Here is a 15,799-nt window from a genome sequence, read left to right as displayed (position 1 = left end):
CTCCTGGTGGGGTTCGAGAAAAACGGGAAAGGAACGAGGAAATCGGTGGAAAGGTGGAGTGTCGCCTCAGCGCAGGCCGTCTTCGCCCTTGATCTCGCCGGCCTGCAGGCCGCCGATGCGCGGCAGTGGGCGGCCACTGTCGGTGACCGCCACGGCCACCACGATCTCGCCGGCGCGCGGGGCGTCGGAGACGCGGGCCTCGATGGCGTCGAAATGGCTGCGCACGAAGGCCGCGTCCTTGTGGCCCAGCGGCACGTCGATGGCGGTGCCGAGGGTGCCGAGCTTCTTGGCCGAGGGCACGAGCGCCGCGCCCTTCTCGACCGCCACGCGCAGCGGCGCGCCGAGCTTGGGATGCAGGATCGCGGCCGCGTGTTCGAGCTCGCCGCCTTCGCCGACGATCGCGGCCTTGCCGTAGCTCTGCGCCTGGCCGGGCTCGATGCCCAGCGCCTTCACGGCCTTCTGGCCCAGCAGCGCGCCGAGCTCCTCGCCGATCGCGATCAGCTCGTCGAGGTTCTCGCTGTAGCGGCCCGCGTAGGGGTTGGCGATCACGGCGATGGCGACGGCGCGGCGCGTGGGCGGCGCGATGTCGCGGCCCATTTCCTTGCGGGTTTCGTCGACCTGGACGACGAGCTTGCGGATGTTGGCGGTCATGTCTGGATTTCCTTTGGCTTCTCTTCTTGTCTCTTCGTACACGGGCTCAGCGCAGGCCGTCCCACTTGGCGATGTTTTCCGCGAGCAGGCCGCCGACGCGCGCATGCACGCGGTAGCCGGTGCTCATCGCGAGGATGAACACGATCTCGTCGGCCGCGGGCGCGCCGGGCACGCGCACTTCGATCGCGTCGAACTGGCCGCGCACATAGCTGGCGTTGATGTTGGTCAGCGGCACGTCGAGCGTGGTGCCGGGCGCGCCGACCTTCTTGGTCGAGGGCACGATCGACAGCGCATTGCCGGGCTGGCCGGTCTTCTTCTCGTCGACGGTGCCCTTGGCATAGGCGACGCGGTCGCCCTTCCAGCCGAGCAGCTCGCGCATCGCATAACCGCCGGGCACGTGCCACAGCGCGCCATGCTCGAGCTCGCCCGCGGCGCCTACGATGGCGCCCTTGCCGTAGGTGGCGAGCTGCTCGAGCGGCACGTCCATCGCGGCGTGCAGCTTGTGCGCCATCTCGAGGCCCACCGGATCGAGCAGGCTCATCATCGGCAGGATGTCGGGCTCGTAGCGGCCCGCGAAGGGATTGGTCAGCACGGCGGCGATGGCACCACGCACCAGCGGCGTCTGGGCACGCGGCCCGAACTCGTGGTGGATGTGCTCGACCTGGGTGAAGACTCGGCGGATATCGATCATGAAAAAGAACCTTGCTTTTCGTTAAGCAATTACTGAACCAACTGCGCGCGGGAGTCTGGCTCCAAGCGGCTTCGAGCATAAGGGCTCGACCAGTCGCCACTGCCCCTGGCAAACGAGCAGAGCGGCCCATGCGAGCCCGCCTTTTTGCAGGACGCGGGCGCACACCGCGCCCGTATCGAGTGCGCTGCGCACCTGCGCGGGGGGCAGTGGCGGCACGTCGACGGTGACCAGCGTGTCGCCGAGGTCGCTGTTGTCCTTGCGCTCGCTCGCGGGCACGCGGCGGATCGCCTCGTTTTCGACGTCGACCGCATTGGCGATCACGGTGGCGGCCGCATCGGCCTGCGCCGCGGTGGCCGCCAGCACCGTCACGCTGTCGGCGATGCCGAGCGAGAAGCTGCGCCCGCGCCAGCCGCTGGTCGCGACGCCGCGCACCGGCTGGTCGGCGCGCAGTTCGAACTGGCCGTCGGTGTCGACGAGGCCGTTGGCATCGCGCCAGTCGAAGCGCGCGAGGTCCGCGTAGACGCCCACGCGCGCGGTCTGGCCCGGCGCCAGATGCACCGCGATGTCGCCGCCGTTGTTGACCCAGGCGCGCTCGATGCCGGGGCGCTGGTAGAAGGCGATCAGTTCCTGCGCCACCGCGCCCGCGACCGCGGCCATCGGCGTGATGAAGGTCGGCGCGAACGCCGCGCAGGCATCCCACATGCGGCGCGCCACCACGCCGCGCGGGCGCATCTTGTCGGTGACCGGCAGCCGCAGCAGCGGCAGTTCGTGCACCAGTTCGTCGAGCACGTGCGCGAAGCGCGCCCAGGCCGCATCGTGCGCGGCCGCCACCGCGTAGCGGTCGCCGTGCGCCTCGGCCACGATGTCGATCGGGCCGTGGTTGAAGTGCCAGCGGTGCTCGTCGAGCGCCGTGCGTTGGGCGGACATGGTTATCCCAGCATCGGGACGTGACCGAGGGGCCAGGGATTGGCTTCGTCGATGACGAGCCATTGGCGCGCGAGCGGCGCGCCGTCTTCCTGCCAGGCACCGCGCGCGAGCGCCTGCTCGAGCGGGAAGACATGCTCCATGTGGCCGCCGAGCGCCTCGTAGTCGGCGCGCCGCATGCTGAACTCGATGGGCGCGACGATCGCGGGCGTGGGCACGGTGCCGAAGCTGTTGTCGGGCATGCGCATGACGTCGGCCATCACCGTGATGCCGCCGCCCGGCCACACATAGGCCGGCGCGCCACCGCAGGTGACGTTGACCAGCGCGCGCTTGATGGCGCGCGTGAGCAGCACCGGGTTCTCGGTGACGCCCGCGCGCAGGCTGCCGCCGGCACCGCCGAGGAACAGCACGGTGCACAGCGAAGGCTCGCAGTTCTCGCCGATGCGGTCGACGATGCGCTTGACTTCGGGTGGCATCGGCTGCTCGACAGGCTGCAGCGCGTCGTCGAGCACATACCACTGCGCATGCTCGCCGGTGGTCGAGGTCATGAGCAGGCGCAGGCCGGGCTTGGCCACGCCGTCCTCCCAGCCCTCGATGATCGACAGCGGATCGGCGATGTCGGTGCCGCCCCAGCCGTTGCCCGGATTGGCGACCTGGAAGTAGCGCCCCGGCGTCGACTTGCGGCCCAGCATCTGGATGCCCGAGGGCGGCATGTCGAGGCAGCGGCCGGCCTGGTGCTCGGTCAGCACGCCGGTGATGTGGTCGTCGACCACCACCACCTCGTCGGCCACGCCGGCGAACTGGCGCGCGAAGATGCCGACCGCGGCCGAGCCGCAGCCCACGCGCATGCGCTGCTCTTCCACGCCGTTGACGATCGGCGCCTTGCCGGCCTGGATCACCAGGCTGGCGCCGCCGTCGATGGTGCATTCGATGGCCTTCTTGTTGCCCAGCAGCTGCATCAGCTCGGCCGTCATGCGGCCTTCCTTCTTGCTGCCGCCCGTGAGGTGGTGCACGCCGCCCAGCGACAGCATCTGCGAGCCGTACTCGGCCGTGGTGACGTGGCCCACCACCTCGCCGCGGTAGCGCACGTTGGCCTGCTCGGCGCCGAGGAAGCGGTCGGTGTCGATCTTCACCTTGAAGCTGCAGTAGCTGAAGATGCCCTCGGTGACCACGGTGACCATGTCCACGCCCTGCGCCTTCGAGGCGACGATGAAGGGCGCGGGCTTGTAGTCGGGATAGGTGGTGGAGGAGCCGACGCCAGTGACGAAGACCTCGTCGGCATGCAGCAGGTCGCCGTTCCAGTCGGGCGATGACTCTTCGGCCTTGCCGTCTTCGGCCGCCGCCGTGCGGTCGAAAGCCACCAGCGCGGGCGCATCGCTCGCGAGCTGGCGGCGCAGCAGCACCACGGGATCGACGCGCACCAGCACGCCCTCGCGGTTGGCATAGCGGTCACAGGCGCCGGTGCGTCCGTCGGAGATCTGGCACAGCACCGGGCAGGCATTGCATTCGACCTTGGCCGCGCTCATGCGCTCGTTGCGCAACGGCGCCTTGCCGAAACCGCCGGGGCCGGCCTCGGCGACCACCGGCACGTCCATGCCCGGCAGTCCGTCTGTCTTCGTGTGTTCCGTCATCGGGGGCGACCTCTTGTTGGCTGCAAATCGTGGTGGCGGGGTTTGCAACAAACGTGCCGCATGTCCGCTTGTGCCGGGGCTTTCGTTTGTGTAGCATCCCCTACACTTTCATGTTGCATTCACTACATTGAAGGTCAATGTAGCAAACGGGCCCGATGCTTGCAATGGTGTTTTCTCGCGATGTTCATCGGGGTTTTTCCGACCAACGACAATGGAGGGTTCGGAGCCGGCCGGCAGCTGGCGCCCCAAGGGCGTGCATCCCGGCTCAGCCAACCCCCCGTCATTCACCACTATTGAGTTCCGTATGAGTGCATTCAGCGAAGAGAAGGTCCTGAGCGTCCACCACTGGACCGACCGCCTGTTCACCTTCACCACCACGCGCGACCCGGCGCTGCGTTTCTCCAACGGCCACTTCACGATGATCGGCCTGCGCGTCAACGACAAGCCGCTGCTGCGCGCCTACAGCATCGTGAGCCCGAACTACGAGGAGCATCTCGAGTTCCTGAGCATCAAGGTGGAAGACGGCCCGCTGACTTCGCGGCTGCAGCACATCCAGGTGGGCGACACCATCATCGTGGGCCGCAAGCCCACCGGCACCCTGCTGATCGACTACACGCTGCCTGGCAAGCGCCTCTACCTGTTCGGCACCGGCACCGGCCTGGCACCGTTCATGAGCGTGATCCGCGACCCCGAGACCTACGAGAAGTTCGAGCAGGTCATCCTGGTGCACGGCGTGCGCCAGGTCGACGAGCTGGCCTACCACGACCTCGTGACCGACCACCTGCCCAAGCACGAGTTCCTCGGCGAGATGGTCGCCAAGCAGCTGCTGTACTACCCCACGGTCACGCGCGAGGAGTTCCGCAACCAGGGCCGCATCACCGACCTGATCGCGAGCAACAAGCTCACCGACGACCTCGGCCTGCCGCCGATCAACGCCGCCGAAGACCGCGTGATGCTGTGCGGCAGCCCGGGCCTGCTGGTCGACCTCAAGCACATCCTCGAGGCACGCGGCTTCAAGGAAGGCAACACCTCGACGCCCGGCGACTTCGTCGTCGAGCGCGCCTTCGCCGAGAAGTAAGCAGGACGTCGCGCGATCGATGGCCGACAGCCGCTCCATCACCAAGCCCAAGCCCCAGCGCCGCACCGGCGTGCGCGAGGCCGCGGCCCAGGCCACGCGCGACAGCATCCTCAAGTCGGCGACCAAGGTGTTCGCCAAGTACGGCTACGACGGCGGCAGCGTGGAGAAGATCTCCAAGGCCGCCAAGTCGTACGACCGGATGATCTACTACTACTTCGGCAGCAAGGAAGGCCTGTTCATCGCAGTGCTCGAGGGCATCTACCAGCGCATGGACGACGCCGAGGCCGCGATCGCGCTCGACGCCTCGCGCCCGGTGGAGGCGCTCACCGAAGTGATCCGCTTCGTGCTCGGCTACTACCGCAAGAACCCCGAGTTCGTGACGCTGCTCAACACCGAGAACCTGCACAAGGGCCGGCACATCTCGAAGTCGCTGCGCGCGCGCGAGTACTCGTCGCGGGCGGTGGCGATCATCGCGGAGATCCTCGCGAGCGGCGCGGCCCAGGGGCTGTTCCGCAAGGACCTCGTGGCGCGCGACATCTACCTGCTGATCGCGTCCACCGGCTATTTCTACACCTCCAACCGCCACACGCTCACGGCCTTCCTCGGCGAGCCGCTGGAGTCGCCGGACGCGATCCGGCACTGGGAAGACTTCGTGATCGAGACCGTGCTGCGCACCGTGCGCGCGGACGATCTGCAGGACAACAACACTCCCCCCCACGACGAGGACAACACGAAATGGCAGAAATCGCGAGCAGCGGAAAGTCGGGCAAGGTCGTCATCCAGAACATAGGGCTGCTGCTCTCGGGCGACATCGACAAGCCCATCCTCGACGCCGACACCATCGTGGTGAACGACGGCCTGATCGTCGCCATCGGCAAGCAGAAGGACTGCGACCTCGAGGGCGCGAAGACCGTCATCGACGCGCGCCGGACCTGCGTCGCGCCCGGCCTGATCGACAGCCACGTGCACCCGGTGTTCGGCGACTGGACGCCGCGCCAGGGCCAGATCGGCTGGATCGACTCCACCATGCACGGCGGCGTGACCACCATGATCTCGGCCGGCGAGGTGCACCTGCCCGGCCGCCCCAAGGACATCGTGGGCCTGAAGGCCCTGGCCATCACGGCGCAGCGCGCCTTCGACAACTTCCGCCCCGGCGGCGTGAAGGTGCTGGCCGGCGCGCCGGTGATCGAGAAGGGCATGGTCGAGAGCGACTTCAAGGAACTCGCCGAGGCCGGCGTGGGCCTGCTCGGCGAGGTCGGCCTGGGCTCGGTAAAGGCCGGCTACGAGGCCAAGGAGATGGTGGCCTGGGCGCGCAAGTACGGCATCCAGAGCACGATCCACACGGGCGGCCCCTCGATCCCGGGCTCGGGCCTGATCGACAAGGACGTGGTGCTCGAGGCCGATGCCGACGTCATCGGCCACATCAACGGCGGCCACACCTCGCTGCCCGAGGCCCATGTGTGCGAGCTCTGCGAGAAGAGCTCGCGCGCGATCGAGATCGTGCACAACGGCAACGAGAAGGTGGCGATCGCGGCCGCCAGGGCCGCGCTCGAGCTCAAGTGCCCGCACCGCGTGATCCTCGGCACCGACGGCCCCGCGGGCTCGGGCGTGCAGCCGCTGGGCATCCTGCGCATGGTCGCGATGCTGTCGTCGATCGCGAACATCCCGGCCGAGCTGGTGTTCTGTTTCGCCACCGGCAACACCGCGAAGATCCGCAAGCTCAACTGCGGCCTGATCGAGATCGGCCGCGATGCCGATTTCGTGTTCATGGACCGCGCGCAGCATTCGCCCGCGCCGGGCCTGCTCGAGAGCGTGCAGCTCGGCGACATCCCGGGCGTGGGCATGGTGATGATCGACGGCATCGTGCGCTGCGGCCGCAGCCGCAACACGCCGCCAGCGACCGAGATTCCGGTGGTGGTGTCGGGCGCGCACTGAGGCGCGCTGCGCTCAGGGCGAGCGCCGCGCCTTGAAGACCAGGTAGCGCGCGGCGAAGAAGTTCACGACCATGCCCGCGCCGCTGCCCACGGCCACGCCGAGCATCGGCGCCCAGCGGCCGCCCACCGCATGCAGCACCAGCACGTAGGCGCCGTAGTTCACGACCGCGCCGCCGAGCATGGTCGCGAGGTAGCTCGCATATTCACGCCACACCGTGGTCTCGGAATGACGGTCGCCGAAGGCCAGGTGGCGGTTCATCACCCAGGTGGTGGTGGCGGCCGCGATGAAGGACAGCACGCGCGCGCCATACCAGCCCAGCAGCGGCGCGGCGAGGTACAGCACCGCCACGTCGACGCCGAAGCCCACCACGCCGGCCACGGCGAACAGCAGGAACTGGCGCCCGGCCTGCTTCATCGGCTCAACCGCAGGCGCCGTCTTGCCACGAGGCCGACCCGGCCGCGGGCATGGCGAGGTAGCGCAGCCGCTTGGCCTCCTGGCGCCCGATGGTCACGGTGTGCAGCACCGCGCCGCAGACCAGCGCGAGCATCGCGCTGAGCATCAGGCCGGTGGCCAGCACCGCGGTGGGCAGACGCGGCACCAGGCCGGTCTCCCAGAAGGTCATCGCGAGCGGAATCGCGAGCCCCACCGAGGCCAGCGCGAGCAGGCCCGCGAGGATCGCGAAGAACATCAGCGGCCGCTCGCTCACGAACAGCTTGGAGATGGTGACGAGGATGCGCCAGCCGTCGCGGTAGGTCGACAGCTTGCTCACCGAGCCCTCGGGCCGCGAGCGGTAGACCGAGGGCACCTCGGCATAGGGCATGCGCAGTTCGAGCGCGTGCACGGTCAGCTCGGTCTCGATCTCGAAGCCCTTGGCCAGCGCGGGGAAGGACTTCACGTAGCGGCGCGAGAACACGCGAAAACCCGACAGCATGTCGGTGAAGCTGCCGCCGAACAGGCCCGCGACCGCGCCGGTCAGCATCTGGTTGCCCAGCCGATGACCGCGGCGGTAGGTCTGGGCATCGCTCTGGTCGTCGACGCGCGCGCCCACCACCATGTCGAGCTTCTGGTCGACCAGCATGCGGATCATCTCGCGCACCGTCGAGAGGTCGTAGGTGGCGTCGCCGTCGACCATGACGTAGATGTCGGCCTCGACGTCGGCGAACATGCGCCGCACCACGTTGCCCTTGCCGCGCAGCGGCACGTGCACGACGTGCGCGCCATGGGCGCGCGCGACCTCGGCGGTGCCGTCGGTGGAGTTGTTGTCGAAGATGTGGATCTGCGCCTCGGGCAGGTCGGCACGGAAGTCGGCCACCACCTTGGGAATGGCCAGCGCCTCGTTGTAGCAGGGGATGATGGCGGCGATGCGCAGCGCCGGCGGCAGCGGCGAGAGCGCGGCGGCGGCCGTGGGGGAAGCGAGGCGGTCGGCGGTCGTCATGGCGTGGGCGCGAGTATGCGGTAGGCCTTCACACCATCCTTCTCGACGATCAGGCTGAAGTACTTGTCGAAGTCGGGCTTGGTGTGGACATAGGGCGCGAGCGCGGTCTGGATCACGATCGAGCCGAACTGCTGCGAGGCCAGCTTGCGCGCGAGCTGGTCGGCCGGCAGGTACAGGTAGTCCGAGTAGCGGAAGGGCCCGAAGATGTCGCCCCACACCGGGTTAGGCGCGAAGTAGATCGAGTCGTTGAGGCCGACCTGGTAGAGCCGGCCCACGGGGTTGGCGCGCAGGTGGCTCAGCACCTCGTAGCCCGGCACATGCCGGGCGAGGAAGGCCTCGCGCGAGGCGGGCGTGGGCGAGATCATGCGCACGTCGCGCACCGAATGCGCGAGCGCGAAGCCCGCGAGCACCACCATCAGCAGCCCGCCGAAGACGCCCGGCGTGCGCCCGCGCGCGAGCGCCGGCAGCCGGCGCCGCACGAAGGCACCGGCCCAGCCCAGCAGCGTGTGCCAGCCCACGGCGGCCATCAGCGCGAGCAGCGGGAACGAGGCCATCATGTAGCGCGGATAGCGCGAGGTCGCGACCCAGATCACCAGCGAGTAGATGCAGAACACGAAGGCCGCGCGCACCGGACCCGGGCGCCACAGCGGGCTGAACGGCACCAGCAGCAGCGGCCAGAACAGGCCGTTGGGCATGTTGGCGTGGTCGCGCACGTCGGCCAGCTGCTGCGTGTAGTCGGCCATGTTCCAGTTGGTGAAGCCGAACACGCGCGCGCCGATCGGGTTGAACGGATCGCCGGTCTGCAGGTAGTTGCGCGCATACCAGTAGATGCACGGCACCAGGAACAGCGCGAGGGCCGCGAGCCACGGCAGCGGCCGGCGCTCGCGCCGCGCCACGAACACCGCCACCAGCGGCAGGAAGATCAGCGCCTGGTACTTGGAGCCCGCCGCCACGCCGAGGAAGAAGGCCGCCAGCAGCAGCCAGCGCGCGCGCCCGTGGCACGCTGCGCCGGGCTCCGGTTCGAGCACGTGGCCCTCGTCCCACCACCACAGCGCGACGAAGGCCGCGAGCACGAACAGCGCCACGCCCATGTCGATGTACGAATTGGGATAGTCGCCGAGCGCGAGCCAGATGCCGGCGCCCAGGCAGGCGATGTAGCGGTTGGCGTGCAGCCGGCCGAGGCGATGGATCATCAGCACCGACAGCCAGCCCGCGAGGCCATGGATGAAGTGGGTGAAGACGTCGTCGTAGACCGTCAGCGCGGCGGCGTAGAGCAGGTCGTAGTTGTAGGGGAACCAGGGGTAGCGCAACCACTCGTAGACGCCCAGCGTGCCGCTTTGCGCGACCTGGCGCGCATAGGGCAGGTGGTACATCACCTCGTCGAAGGCCACCGGCGGCGCCAGCGGCGAGAACAGCGTGGGCAGGCCCACGAGCAGCAGCGCGGCGAAGGCGCACTTCTCGCCGAGGGTCGGTGCCGGCTGCGCGGGCGCGAGCGCGGCGCGCGCCTTCAGCTCGCGGCGCCAGCCGGGCAGCCGCAACAGCGCCAGCACGATGCCGGCACCCAGCAGCGCGAGCACCGCGCCCTGGCGCAGCGCGCCGACGATCGCCAGCGCCTGGAAGGCGACGATGAACAGGCCGACACCGAGCGTGGTCGCGATCGCGCCCTCGAGCCAGGCGTCGCGGCGCGCGGGCGCCCCGAAGCGCGCCAGCACGGTGGCGCCGAAGCCCCAGGCGCCGGCCACGAAGAGGGCCAGCGCCGCGTGGTGCGCGAGGATGAAGAGCAGTGTCTGAATGGGAATCCCCCGGAAGCCTGGATCGGTTCAGCGGCCCGCGGGGCGGGCGGCGTGGATGGCGGCGGCGCGGGGGAACGGAAGGGCCCGCCGCGCGCCGTCAGAGGTTGGGCGCCAGCAGCCGCTCCAGTTCGGATTCGCTCGCCTTGCGGCGCACCGCCTGGTCCTGCAGCTGGTCATGGCCGATTTTGCCTACGTTGAAGTACGTGCTGTCGGGGTGCCCGAGGTAGAACCCCGACACGCTGGCGGCCGGCATCATAGCGAGGCTTTCGGTCAGGCTCATGCCAATGTCCGTGCAGTTCAGGAGGTCGAACATCGGCTTCTTCACGCTGTGGTCGGGGCAGGCCGGGTAGCCGGGCGCGGGCCGGATGCCGCGGTACTTCTCGGCGATCATCTGCTCGTTGCTCAGCGCCTCGTCGGCAGCGTAGCCCCAGAGGTCGGTGCGCACGCGGTGGTGCATGGCCTCGGCGAAGGCCTCGGCCAGCCGGTCGGCCAGCGCCTTGAGCATGATCGCGGAGTAGTCGTCGAGGTCGTCGACGAAGTACTTCTCCTTCTTCTCCACGCCCAGGCCCGCGGTCACGGCGAACATGCCCACGTAGTCCTTCAGGCCGCTCTCGCGCGGCGCGACGAAGTCGGCCAGGCAGCGGCTCGGGCGCATCGTGCCCTCGATCTCCTGCTTCTCGGTCTGCTGGCGCAGGCCGTACCAGGTGAGCGCGGCCTCGCTGCGCGACTCGTCGGTGTAGAGCACGATGTCGTCGTCGTTCTCGGTGTTGGCCGGCCAGAAGCCGACCACGCCGCTCGCGCTGAGCCAGCGGCCCTCGATCAGGCGCTTGAGCATGCGCTGGCCGTCGGCGTAGACGCGCACGGCCTCGGTGCCGACGATCTCGTCCTTGAGGATGGCCGGGAACGGGCCCGCGAGGTCCCAGGTCTGGAAGAACGGGCCCCAGTCGATGTACTTGGCGAGCTCGGTCAGGTCGAAGTTGCGGAACACGCGCCGGCCGATGAACTTGGGCGCGGGCGGCACGTAGTTCGACCAGTCGATGGGCGTCTTGTTGGCGCGCGCCTTGGCCAGCGGCCACAGCGGCACCTGCTTCTTGTTGGCGTGCTGCGTGCGCACCTTCTCGTAGTCGGCGTTGATCTCGCCGATGTAGGCCGCGGCCTGGTCGCTCAAGAGCGACTGCGCCACGCTCACGCTGCGCGAGGCGTCGGGCACGTAGACCACCGGGCCTTCGTAGTGCGGCGCGATCTTCACGGCCGTGTGCACGCGGCTGGTGGTGGCGCCGCCGATCAGGAGCGGGATCTTCTTGATGCGGAAGTGGTCGTCCTTCTGCATCTCGCCGGCCACGTACTGCATCTCTTCCAGGCTCGGCGTGATCAGGCCCGACAGGCCCACGATGTCCGCGCCCTCGACCTTCGCCTTGGCGAGGATCTCGTGGCACGGGACCATCACGCCCATGTTCACCACCTCGAAGTTGTTGCACTGGAGCACGACGGTGACGATGTTCTTGCCGATGTCGTGCACGTCGCCCTTCACGGTGGCGATGATGATCTTGCCCTTGGTTCGCACGTCGCGGCCCGCGGCCTCGTCCTGGCGCTTCTCTTCCTCGATGTAGGGGATGAGGTGGGCCACGGCCGACTTCATCACGCGCGCCGACTTCACCACCTGCGGCAGGAACATCTTGCCCTGGCCGAACAGGTCGCCCACGATGTTCATGCCGTCCATCAGCGGGCCTTCGATCACGTGCAGCGGACGGCCGCCCTTGGCGAGGATCTGCTGGTAGGCCTCCTCGGTGTCTTCCACGATGAAGTCGGTGATGCCGTGCACCATCGCGTGCGACAGCCGCTGGTTGACGTGCACCGGCTGCTCGGGCGTGCCGCGCCACTCGAGCTTCTTGCTGTCGTCCTTGGCCCCGCTCTTGGCGCTCTCGGCCACCTCGACCAGGCGCTCGCCGGCGTCGGGCCGGCGGTTGAGCACCACGTCCTCCACGCGCTCGCGCAGCTCGGGCTCGAGGTCGTCGTAGACGCCGACCATGCCGGCGTTGACGATGCCCATGTCCATGCCGGCCTGGATCGCGTGGTACAGGAACACGGTGTGGATCGCCTCGCGCACCGGGTCGTTGCCGCGGAAGCTGAAGCTCACGTTCGACACCCCGCCCGAGACCTTGGCGCCCGGCAGGTTCTGCTTGATCCAGCGCACGGCGTTGATGAAGTCGACCGCGTAGTTGTCGTGCTCCTCGATGCCGGTGGCGATCGCGAAGATGTTCGGGTCGAAGATGATGTCCTCGGGCGGGAAGCCCACCTCGTCGACCAGGATGCGGTAGGCGCGCTCGCAGATCTCGACCTTGCGCTCGTAGGTGTCGGCCTGGCCCTTCTCGTCGAAGGCCATCACCACGGCGGCCGCGCCGTAGCGCTTCACGAGCTTCGCCTCGTGCTTGAACTTGTCCACGCCCTCCTTCATGGAGATCGAATTGACGATGCCCTTGCCCTGGATGCAGCGCAGGCCGGCCTCGATCACTTCCCACTTCGAGCTGTCGACCATCACCGGCACGCGCGCGATGTCGGGCTCGCTGGCGATCAGGTTGAGGAAGCGCACCATCGCGGCCTTGCTGTCGAGCATGGCCTCGTCCATGTTGATGTCGATCACCTGCGCGCCGTTCTCGACCTGCTGGCGCGCGACGGCCAGCGCCTCCTCGAACTGGCCGTTGAGGATCATGCGCGCGAAGGCCTTGGAACCGGTGACGTTGGTGCGCTCGCCGATGTTGACGAACAGGGATCCCTCGCCGATGGCCACCGGTTCGAGACCGGACAGCTTCATGGGAGAAACGAAAGGCGCGGGGACATCGCTCATGGGGCTCACCTGGGCAGGGGAAGACACGTCAGGTGAGCGTCGTTGCAACCGGGCCTTCCGGGCAGGTTCTGCGAGAAGGCGCCTTCCAAGCCTGACGGCGGGTCGCGGACCAGGGGGTCCCGCGCGCCGCCGCTGCAACGCTCCTTGGAAGGGGTGGCGATTTTACCGGCTGCCGGACGTGCCAACGGCCCGCGGGTGTATCCGCGGGCCGCCGGGAAGGCTCAGGCCGCCTGCGCGACCGGCGCCGCCGAGGCCGGCAGCCCGAAGGCGCGGTCGAAGGCCCAGTTGAAGACGAAGGTGTAGACCAGGAAGAAGACCACCAGCCCCAGGTCCATCACCAGCGCCTGCCACAGCGAGATGCCCAGGCCCCAGGCGAACATCGGCACCAGCAGGCCGATCAGGCCGCCCTCGAAGCCGATCGCATGGGCGATGCGGCGCTTGAGGCTGCGCCCGCGCACCGCCTGGCGCGCCTCCCAGCGCTCGAACAGGCTGTTGAAGATCAGGTTCCAGATCACCGCGATGACCGAGGCCGCCACCGCCAGCGCGCCCGAATGGCCGAGGCCGGCGCCCGTCAGCAGCGCCAGCCCGGCGCTGGCGGCCACGATGGCGATCCCTTCGTAGAGGGTGATGTAGACGATGCGACGCTGGATTCCCTGCATGACGGACTCTCTTGGCTTGTTGTGTGACTGCGATCCGTCGACTTTATGTGTCTCTTGCTGATATAAAAAGTCAACTTATTTCAGTTTTGTTGATAGATCGGCGAGAAACCAGCCATGAGCTTCTCCAGCGACAGCGTCGAGGTCTTCCTGGCCGTGATCGACCACGGCTCCTTCTCGGCCGCCGCCCGCGCCCTGCGCCGCGTGCCGTCGGCGGTCAGCATGGCCATCGCCCATCTCGAGGCCGAGCTCGACCTGCAGCTGTTCGACCGCAAGGGCCGCGAGCCCCGGCCCACGGCCGCCGCGCGCTCGCTCGAGCCGCAGGCGCGCTCGCTGGCGGCGCAGCTGCGCCAGCTCGACGCGCAGGCGCTGGCGCTCACGCAGGGGCTGGAGGAACGGCTCACGCTGGCGATCGCGCCCGAGCTGCTGGCCGCGCCCTGGAGCGGCGCGCTGGCCGAGCTGGCGCACGAATACCCGCTGCTGCAGGTCGAGGTGCTGGCCGCGCCGCAGGCCGATGCGCTGGCGCTGCTGCACAGCGGCCGGGCCCAGCTCGCGCTGGTGTTCGAGCGGCCCAGCCTCGACGGGCGCGAGGGCTTCCAGGAGGTGGGCAGCGACACCATGGTCGCGGTGATGGCGCCGGGCCACCCGGTGCTGGCCGCCGCGCCCGGCGGCCGCTTGCGCGAGGAGCACCTGATCGCCACCCGCCAGATCGTGGTGGCCGGCCGCGACCTGGTCACGGCCATGGACCCGCGCAGCGTGTTCGCGCGCCACCTCTGGCGCACCGACAACGCGCTGGCCGCCCTGAGCCTGATCACCGCCGGCGTCGGCTGGGGCTGGCTGCCGCGCAATTTCGTGCGGCCGCACGTGGCGGCGGGCGCGCTGGTCGAGATCCCGCTCGAGAACCTCAGCAACGGCCTGAACCTGTGGGTGGACGTGGTGTGGTCGCGCGAACGGCCGCTGGGGCTGGGGGCGCAGCGCTTCGTGGCGTTGATTTCGCGCGAGCGGCAGGCTGCCGGGGTGTCGGTGCCTATCGCGTCCTGAAACGCGAGGCTACGGGCCTGGGCTCAAGCCGCTTCCTTGTAGAACCCGGCCGCATTGTTCAGCAGCCGCCCCGCCACCGGCGACACCGCGCGCCCGATGGCCGCGATGTGGTCCGGCGTGGTGCCGCAGCAGCCGCCGACGATGTTGACCAGCCCCTCGGCCGCGAACTCGTGCAGCAGGCGCGAGGTCACGTCGGGCGTCTCGTCGAAGCCGGTGTCGCTCATCGGGTTGGGCAGGCCGGCGTTGGGGTAGCAGCTGATGAAGGTGTCGTCGGCCACGCGCGCCAGTTCCTGGATGTAGGGGCGCATCAGCGCCGCGCCCAGCGCGCAGTTCAGGCCGATGGCCAGCGGCCGCGCATGGCGCACGCTGTGCCAGAAGGCGGTCACGGTCTGGCCGCTGAGGATGCGGCCCGAGGCGTCGGTCACGGTGCCGCTGATGATCAGCGGCAGGCGCTCGCCACTGTTCTCGAAATACTCGTCGACCGCGAACAGCGCAGCCTTGGCGTTGAGCGTGTCGAAGATGGTCTCGACCAGGATCACGTCGGCGCCGCCCTCGACCAGCGCCTCGGTCTGCTCGTAGTAGGCCGCGCGCAGGGCCTCGAAATCGACATTGCGCGCGCCCGGATCGTTGACGTCGGGGCTGATGCTCGCGGTCTTGGGCGTCGGGCCGAGCGCGCCGGCCACGAAGCGCGGCTTGTCGGGCGTGGAGTACTTGTCGCAGGCGGCGCGCGCCAGCTTCGCGGACTCGAGGTTCATCTCGCGCGCCAGGTGCGCCATCTTGTAGTCCTCCTGCGCGATGGTGGTCGCGCCGAAGGTGTTGGTCTCGATCAGGTCGGCGCCGGCCGCGAGGTAGCTCTCGTGGATGTCGGAGATGACGTCGGGCCGGGTCAGCGACAGCAGCTCATTGTTGCCCTTCACGTCGCGCTCGAAGTCCTTGAAGCGCTCGCCGCGGTACTGGGCCTCGGTGAGCTTGAAGCGCTGGATCATGGTGCCCATGGCGCCATCGAGGATGGCGATGCGGCGCCCGAGGATCTCGGGCAGTTGCTGGGCACGGGTGTAGACGATCGGCTTCATGGGTCCGGATTGTAGAAAACGCGCCCCGCCGCACCGCCGAAGCGGT

14 protein-coding genes and 1 riboswitch are annotated in these 15,799 nt (G+C 68.9%); of the genes, 4 read left to right on the top strand and 10 right to left on the bottom strand.

Going from position 1 to position 15,799, the window contains the following annotated elements:
• Window positions 1–66: 66 nt before the first annotated feature.
• The 4 genes from BM109_RS14890 to BM109_RS14875 are packed head-to-tail and all read right to left on the bottom strand — an operon-like array spanning window position 67 to window position 3,897.
• On the bottom strand, window positions 67–651 hold the full coding sequence (locus BM109_RS14890; protein ID WP_057593419.1) for an amino acid synthesis family protein: 585 nt from the start codon (window positions 649–651) through the stop codon (window positions 67–69).
• Window positions 652–697: 46 nt separating this feature from the next.
• Window positions 698–1,342 (bottom strand): amino acid synthesis family protein, encoded by a 645-nt coding sequence (locus BM109_RS14885; RefSeq protein ID WP_057593420.1) that lies wholly within the window; start codon window positions 1,340–1,342, stop codon window positions 698–700.
• A 21-nt stretch (window positions 1,343–1,363) separates the two neighbouring features.
• On the bottom strand, window positions 1,364–2,269 hold the full coding sequence (locus tag BM109_RS14880) for a UPF0280 family protein (RefSeq protein ID WP_093343882.1): 906 nt from the start codon (window positions 2,267–2,269) through the stop codon (window positions 1,364–1,366).
• 2 nt (window positions 2,270–2,271) lie between these two features.
• Window positions 2,272–3,897, bottom strand: coding sequence for a 6-hydroxynicotinate reductase (locus BM109_RS14875; protein WP_093343880.1), 1,626 nt, complete (start codon window positions 3,895–3,897; stop codon window positions 2,272–2,274).
• Window positions 3,898–4,201: 304 nt separating this feature from the next.
• On the opposite strand from BM109_RS14875, the gene BM109_RS14870 reads away from it, so the two are divergent.
• Genes BM109_RS14870 through BM109_RS14860 form a run of 3 tightly spaced genes read left to right on the top strand, consistent with a single transcriptional unit; the run spans window position 4,202 to window position 6,910 of the window.
• Entirely contained in the window at window positions 4,202–4,975 is a 774-nt protein-coding gene (locus BM109_RS14870; RefSeq protein ID WP_093343879.1) for a ferredoxin--NADP reductase, read from the top strand.
• Between the two features lie 19 nt (window positions 4,976–4,994).
• Window positions 4,995–5,765 carry a TetR/AcrR family transcriptional regulator gene (locus BM109_RS14865; RefSeq protein WP_093343877.1) on the top strand — a complete coding sequence of 257 codons (771 nt, stop codon included), beginning with the start codon at window positions 4,995–4,997 and terminating at the stop codon, window positions 5,763–5,765.
• Complete coding sequence (locus BM109_RS14860) at window positions 5,711–6,910, top strand: amidohydrolase family protein (RefSeq protein WP_093343876.1); 1,200 nt, start codon at window positions 5,711–5,713, stop codon at window positions 6,908–6,910. The genes BM109_RS14865 and BM109_RS14860 overlap by 55 nt, the downstream gene beginning before the upstream one ends.
• Window positions 6,911–6,922: 12 nt before the next feature.
• On the opposite strand, the gene BM109_RS14855 is transcribed toward BM109_RS14860, so the two are convergent.
• From BM109_RS14855 to BM109_RS14835, 5 genes are all read right to left on the bottom strand, one after another.
• Window positions 6,923–7,324: a GtrA family protein gene (locus BM109_RS14855; RefSeq protein WP_093343874.1), complete on the bottom strand. Its 402-nt coding sequence runs from the start codon at window positions 7,322–7,324 to the stop codon at window positions 6,923–6,925.
• Window positions 7,325–7,328: 4 nt separating this feature from the next.
• Entirely contained in the window at window positions 7,329–8,345 is a 1,017-nt protein-coding gene (locus tag BM109_RS14850; RefSeq protein ID WP_093343873.1) for a glycosyltransferase family 2 protein, read from the bottom strand.
• Window positions 8,342–10,087, bottom strand: coding sequence for an ArnT family glycosyltransferase (locus BM109_RS14845; protein ID WP_143129168.1), 1,746 nt, complete (start codon window positions 10,085–10,087; stop codon window positions 8,342–8,344). The genes BM109_RS14850 and BM109_RS14845 overlap by 4 nt, the downstream gene beginning before the upstream one ends.
• A 148-nt stretch (window positions 10,088–10,235) precedes the next feature.
• Window positions 10,236–12,950 (bottom strand): methionine synthase, encoded by a 2,715-nt coding sequence (gene metH / locus BM109_RS14840; RefSeq protein WP_093343869.1) that lies wholly within the window; start codon window positions 12,948–12,950, stop codon window positions 10,236–10,238.
• A gap of 60 nt (window positions 12,951–13,010) precedes the next feature.
• Window positions 13,011–13,135, bottom strand: a riboswitch (S-adenosyl-L-homocysteine riboswitch).
• 69 nt (window positions 13,136–13,204) lie between these two features.
• Complete coding sequence (locus tag BM109_RS14835; protein ID WP_093343867.1) at window positions 13,205–13,642, bottom strand: PACE efflux transporter; 438 nt, start codon at window positions 13,640–13,642, stop codon at window positions 13,205–13,207.
• A 114-nt stretch (window positions 13,643–13,756) separates the two neighbouring features.
• Here BM109_RS14835 and BM109_RS14830 point away from each other — a divergent pair, with 114 nt between their 5' ends.
• Window positions 13,757–14,680 (top strand): LysR family transcriptional regulator, encoded by a 924-nt coding sequence (locus tag BM109_RS14830; protein ID WP_093343865.1) that lies wholly within the window; start codon window positions 13,757–13,759, stop codon window positions 14,678–14,680.
• Between the two features lie 23 nt (window positions 14,681–14,703).
• On the opposite strand, the gene BM109_RS14825 is transcribed toward BM109_RS14830, so the two are convergent.
• Window positions 14,704–15,753, bottom strand: a complete 1,050-nt coding sequence (locus tag BM109_RS14825; protein ID WP_093343863.1) for a homocysteine S-methyltransferase family protein — start codon at window positions 15,751–15,753, stop codon at window positions 14,704–14,706.
• Between the last annotated feature and the right edge of the window lie 46 nt (window positions 15,754–15,799).

Origin of the sequence: Variovorax sp. PDC80, from assembly GCF_900115375.1 — a bacterium.
Lineage (GTDB): Bacteria > Pseudomonadota > Gammaproteobacteria > Burkholderiales > Burkholderiaceae_C > Variovorax.
Note: the sequence above shows the minus strand (reverse complement) of the source record. Positions and strands in the feature narration are given on the sequence as shown.